Origin of the sequence: Nocardia sp. CNY236 (assembly GCF_000482385.1) — a bacterium.
Classification (GTDB): Bacteria; Actinomycetota; Actinomycetes; order Mycobacteriales; family Mycobacteriaceae; genus Nocardia.
Genome location: NZ_AXVD01000063.1, coordinates 3298 through 8080, shown reverse-complemented (window position 1 = coordinate 8080; position 4783 = coordinate 3298). Strand labels below are relative to the sequence as shown.

The following is a 4783-nucleotide window of genomic DNA, read 5'->3' as shown; positions in this document are numbered from 1 at the left end:
CTGATCGGCACGGGCCGCCAGCACCTGTTGCTGCGCGTCGGTGACGACCGGTTGCGGTTGTACCGGTTCGTGGTCGGCGCACCAACCCTCTTTGAGCTGGGTCACTCGCACGAACTTGTTCGCCTTCGCGCACGCCGGGCACGTCGAGGCGACAGTGGCCTTGCACGGGGCACCGACGTAGGAGACACGGCCGGTGTTCGGGTCGTGTGCGCGCATCGGCACCACCCGCGCACACACGCCATGCTGCTCGGCGACAGTTTCGGCGATATCCCGAAGATCGGGCATCGCGCGTCGTTCGGCGGCGGTCATCCGCTGCGGGGCCACACCAGCAACCGGAGCGGACGCCGCGGTCTGCTGGTGCCCAACCACCGCATCAGTGGTGGTGGATTCCATCACGCCGCCTTCCGGGGGGTGGTCCAGTGATCCACCCGCGGCAACACCACCGTCTCAGCGAGGCAATCACCGTGCCGGAAGGCCAGTTCCACGGTGGCCGGGCCGACAATTTCGGCGCGGCAGTCGTCGGCGCCGAAGGCATGCGCGAGTAGTTGCACCCGGTTTTCGTAGTCGGCCGGGCAGTGTCCCTCGAGCATCCGCAGCCGCACCCGATCAATGCCCACCCCGATGGTCACAGCCAGCAGGCGGGGAACGAAACTGCGGTCAGCGCGGTCGATCGACAGGTGGCAGGCGCGCATCAGTCGTGCCCAGCGACGCCGGTACCGCCACCACGCCAGGACACGGGTGCGAGCACGCCCGGTGACCCACTGGTGGAAGTTGTCGGGACGCTGACGCTGCCAGCACACCAGACCCGCAACCGACACCGCGGCCGTCGTGAGTCCGGTGGGCCACCCGAGCAGCAGCCATCCGGTGATGATGAGCGCGGCCGGGATGGAGATCATCGGGAACAGGACCAGCCACCACACGCCGATCACCACCCCCCACAGAAGGTTGAGCACGCCGAGACCGATCCAATCGAACACGTCCAAGCGAGCGTTGGGCCGGATAGAAACAGTCGTGACACTCATCAGTCGGCCCCCGGTGTGGGTGTATCGAACAAGACCAGCTGGTCGGGGCAGCCCCACCGCGGCAGGTCCCTAAGCGTGCGGGTGCGATCACGGCGACGGGATTTCGTGACCTGGTCGGCCGCTGCCTCCACGATCGGGTTCACCGTCGCTGCTTGTGGTTTCGTTGGTTCGTTGGTCATGCTGCCCACCCCGAACCATCTCCGTCGTCGTGGTAGGTGGTGTAGTCCCAGCCGGGTACCTGCCCGGTCTCAGCGAGCAGGTTCACCGCGACCGCTATCGGGTCCAGGCCACGGGCTTCGAGTTGGCAGCGGCGCCGGGCGCGGATGTCGATCACGGCATCGGTGTCGAGGTCGGTGGTGTGGTGGGTGGAACGGATGGTCATGACAAGTCCTCGATTTCGGTTTCAGCGATGCCGCACACCCCGCACGTGCGCGGACGGATGGTTCTGCCCAGCGGCCACCACGCGGCACGACCGGACATATCGGCCTCGGAGAAGGTGTGTCCGTGGGTGGCGCACCAGGCCACCGCGCGGCAGCCGTCACACACCACGCGGGTGTGGTCGTAGAGCCAGCCGCCGGCCGCGCGGGTCGCCAGATAGGTGATGGCCTGGGTGACGGAGTCGAAGCAAATCGACTCACCGGCACTGTCGGCGAACACGTCCCCGCAAACCTCGCAGTAGACGACGACGTGACGCTCGGTCACGAAACCCCTCATGCCGCTGCCCTCCCCGAATCGCTGTCGCTGTCGCTGTCGCCGAGGTCGTCGGGGTCGAATCCAGTCCAGTCGACTTGTGGGGACAGGTCCGGTTGCTGTGGGGAGTAGGTGTCCACGATGCGGTCCGCGTCGTCGTCATCGACCCAGTAGGCACGGACCCGCACGAACCGGCTGGAGCCATCAGCGCCGACGTAGGCGACACCCGGGGTCGTGGCCGGGATGTCGTGGCACAACGCGCCGCGCTCTTTGGCGCCGTGGCCGTGGACCATGCTTGTTTGGGTCGGCTCATCGAACCGCAGCCCGACCCGGACGGAAAACAGTTGCCGGTTGGGCATGTTTTCCTTGCTCGGGTCTTGCAAGGCGACGATCACGCTGTAGCCCACCGCACGGCCCTGGGTCAGGATCAACCCCAACAGCCGCAACCCTTCGGTGACTTGCTCACGCGTCGCGAACGCTGAGAGTGCCGCGTACTCGTCGATGATGATGACCGTCAACGGTTCTTCGATGCTGGGCGTGAATTTGCGGACACCGGCGGCCTTGAACCGGGCCGCGCGTTCCTGCATGTCGGCTTCGGCGGTGGTGAGCATGGCGATGATGCCGTCGGCGGTCCACTGGAAATCGGTCCACAACCGGTCTTCACCGCGACCGAATTCCATCCCGCCCTTCGGGTCACCCAGCAGAATGTCGACCAGGCCGGTTTTGATCGCGGGACCCAACCCGTTGATGATCGACCACAACACGCTGCCTTTACCCGAACTCGTGGCACCCGCGATCAGGATGTGGGAGTACATCACCCGCAACCGCCACGTGTCGAAATCCTCGGTCACCCCGACCGGAACCGCTTCCAGATCCACGCCGTAGGCCAGCAGATCAGTGACCGGTGCCGAGTCGGCCAAGGTGTCATACACCCGCAGATCCAGGCGCACGAACCCCGGACCCGCGCCCGTGGCCGTCACCGCCGGCACCGCGAGGTATTGGGCGAGGGCATCCAAGGTGTCGGGGTCGGTCCAGTCGGTGAGTTTTTGCCCGCCCAGTATTTGCACCTCGATTGTCATGCCGAACGAGGTGTAGGCGGCGGAGATGATGCTCGGGTAGCCGACATCCCAGCGGCCCAGCCTCAACGCGGGCCACATCAGCGTCAACTGTCCGGGATCACACACCACCAACACCGCGGTCCGTAGCTCGGGTGGGGCTTCGGCGACCGGATCACCAGGTGTGTCAAAGGTTTCGATGCGGCGCCAGTGCCACAGCATGCCCGCCGCTGCGACAGCGCCACCGCCCATGACCAGCAGGTCGGCCAGCATCACGCCACCGCCTTCACCAGATAGACCCGATAGGTGTGTGCTTCATGCGTGGCCAAAGCGATACCGAGTTCGGTGAGCAGGGCGGCAGCTTCGTCGATACCCAACGTGATCAACACATCGATGCCGGCTCGGATCGAGATTTGCGCGGGGATATTTATTGCGCGGCAGTCATCAGGGCCGTACCGGAGGACATACCCAGGCGAATAGTTGAACGTCGGGCTCTCGTTCACCGTGGTCGTGGTGGAAACTTTCATTTTCAACCCCCTACAGGGACAGCGATCGGCAGCATCGTTTGCTGTTGCGGTGCCGATGGCGTGGAACGAACAGATGATGTCGACACCGGTGGTGCCGTAGACAGCGCCGCAACCGGATCAGGTGCCGGCGCGGAAGTAATAGGGTCGGGGTCGGGTAGCTCGACCGCTTCAGGGGCTGTCGAAGCCTGCACCTGGGTGGGGTCGTTCACCGCGGCCGGGATTGCGGTGATCGCGCAATGGCTGGTGCACGCCGACAGCGCCTTTACGATGCGCACCTACGTCCATTCGCAGAGCGATGCGCTCGCGGCGACTGCGGGCACGTTGGACGCCGTTGTGACAAAGCGTCGGCTGCGGGCTCTCGCCGGAAACGTCGACGTGGGCGGAAATCGGCTGGTTGAGTCCGGTTTCCGAACGGAGCCGCCTAGGAGAATCGAACTCCTGACCTTTTCATTACGAGGGTTAGGCTAAGCCTCTGACCAGCGGATATGTTGTTCGATGTCGTCAGTAGTCAGGGGCGTGACGGTGGTCAGTGTCGTCGGTGTTGTCGTCAAAAGTGTCGTCGGCGGGTGGAAGCACTCCCCCGCCGATTTCGCATGTCTGGACCACCCGGGTATTTGGCCCTGATGGGTGGTGGTCTGCGCGTACCGGGGCTGGCTTCCCCGCCTGCCCCATAGGGCCTGCCTTTCTCGCGCAGAGGCTCCGCGGTCAAGGGTGGCGATAGCCATCAGCGAAGCTGACGCCGTAGGCGCCCTTGAGGGTGGAGGGGCGCGGGAACACAATGCAGGCCACCAGTCAGCAGGGCCAGCGACCGGAGGTCGCTATTCGTTGACCTACCCCCACACGGAGACATCGTTGTGTTTGAGGTCTTCAGGGAAGAGGATGTTGGGTGGTGTGTCAATCCACGTTTGATCGCACCCCGGATTCAGAAGAACCTCGATGGTCAGCTCCGCCGGGTGCTCATACTCAACGGTCATAGTGTCGCCCGGCTTGAGGCTGATGACGTCCCCGTATGGTTCCACCTGCCATAAACGTTCACGTTCTTCGCGGTTGGTCACCTTGTAGCGGATCATCGGCGGGACCGGTGTGCGCGGTCGATCATGCTGAGATCATCGCAGATCGTCGCTGGTGGTATCGAGAGCTTCGTCGTGGTGACCACGGCCAGGCCCCACGAGCGGGTGCCAGCGGTTCGCAGGTGACTGCGGGAGGTAAGTCGGGTACGGCTCTCGTCGTGCCCACACTTCTCGGTTATCGAATATCAGCCATCTCGGTTCAGGTGGTGACGGCGCAGCGCGTGGCCGACGCACCGGCGCGCCGGCGGGCGGAGCTTGCGGAGCCCAGCCGCTGCGGGCCGTAGTGCGGCGGCGGCGCGCAGCGCCGTCGCCCTTGATCCTAAATAGCCAAATTCGGCAACAACTCGCAGAGTCCATTCCCCGCACGGAGAATCGACCGTATGACTGGTCTCGCGCTTACACCCGAACGGCGAACCGAA

General features: G+C 64.8%; 9 protein-coding genes. 1 reads left to right on the top strand and 8 read right to left on the bottom strand.

Features of this window, described 5'->3' with window-relative positions; all coding sequences use genetic code 11:
* The 7 genes from K940_RS0121225 to K940_RS32615 form a co-directional block, all read right to left on the bottom strand.
* Positions 1-393: replication initiator (locus K940_RS0121225; protein ID WP_028479115.1), on the bottom strand; the 393-nt coding region annotated here is incomplete at its 3' end.
* Positions 393-1022 carry a hypothetical protein gene (locus K940_RS29775; protein ID WP_028479114.1) on the bottom strand — a complete coding sequence of 210 codons (630 nt, stop codon included), beginning with the start codon at positions 1020-1022 and terminating at the stop codon, positions 393-395. The genes K940_RS0121225 and K940_RS29775, both read right to left, overlap by 1 nt.
* Positions 1022-1201, bottom strand: a complete 180-nt coding sequence (locus K940_RS0121215) for a hypothetical protein (protein ID WP_028479113.1) — start codon at positions 1199-1201, stop codon at positions 1022-1024. Before K940_RS0121215 ends, K940_RS29775 begins: the two co-directional genes overlap by 1 nt.
* A complete protein-coding gene (locus tag K940_RS0121210) occupies positions 1198-1404 on the bottom strand; it encodes a hypothetical protein (RefSeq protein ID WP_028479112.1) in 207 nt (68 codons plus the stop codon). Before K940_RS0121210 ends, K940_RS0121215 begins: the two co-directional genes overlap by 4 nt.
* Entirely contained in the window at positions 1401-1724 is a 324-nt protein-coding gene (locus K940_RS0121205; RefSeq protein WP_155981049.1) for a hypothetical protein, read from the bottom strand. Before K940_RS0121205 ends, K940_RS0121210 begins: the two co-directional genes overlap by 4 nt.
* Positions 1725-1732: 8 nt before the next feature.
* Positions 1733-3040, bottom strand: coding sequence for an FtsK/SpoIIIE domain-containing protein (locus K940_RS29770; protein WP_051407438.1), 1308 nt, complete (start codon positions 3038-3040; stop codon positions 1733-1735).
* Positions 3040-3294, bottom strand: coding sequence for a hypothetical protein (locus K940_RS32615; protein WP_155981048.1), 255 nt, complete (start codon positions 3292-3294; stop codon positions 3040-3042). Before K940_RS32615 ends, K940_RS29770 begins: the two co-directional genes overlap by 1 nt.
* A gap of 195 nt (positions 3295-3489) precedes the next feature.
* On the opposite strand from K940_RS32615, the gene K940_RS34185 reads away from it, so the two are divergent.
* On the top strand, positions 3490-3762 hold the full coding sequence (locus K940_RS34185; protein WP_036529711.1) for a hypothetical protein: 273 nt from the start codon (positions 3490-3492) through the stop codon (positions 3760-3762).
* Positions 3763-4124: 362 nt separating this feature from the next.
* Here K940_RS34185 and K940_RS0121175 read toward each other — a convergent pair whose 3' ends face one another.
* A complete protein-coding gene (locus K940_RS0121175; RefSeq protein WP_028479110.1) occupies positions 4125-4364 on the bottom strand; it encodes a hypothetical protein in 240 nt (79 codons plus the stop codon).
* Positions 4365-4783: the final 419 nt, after the last annotated feature.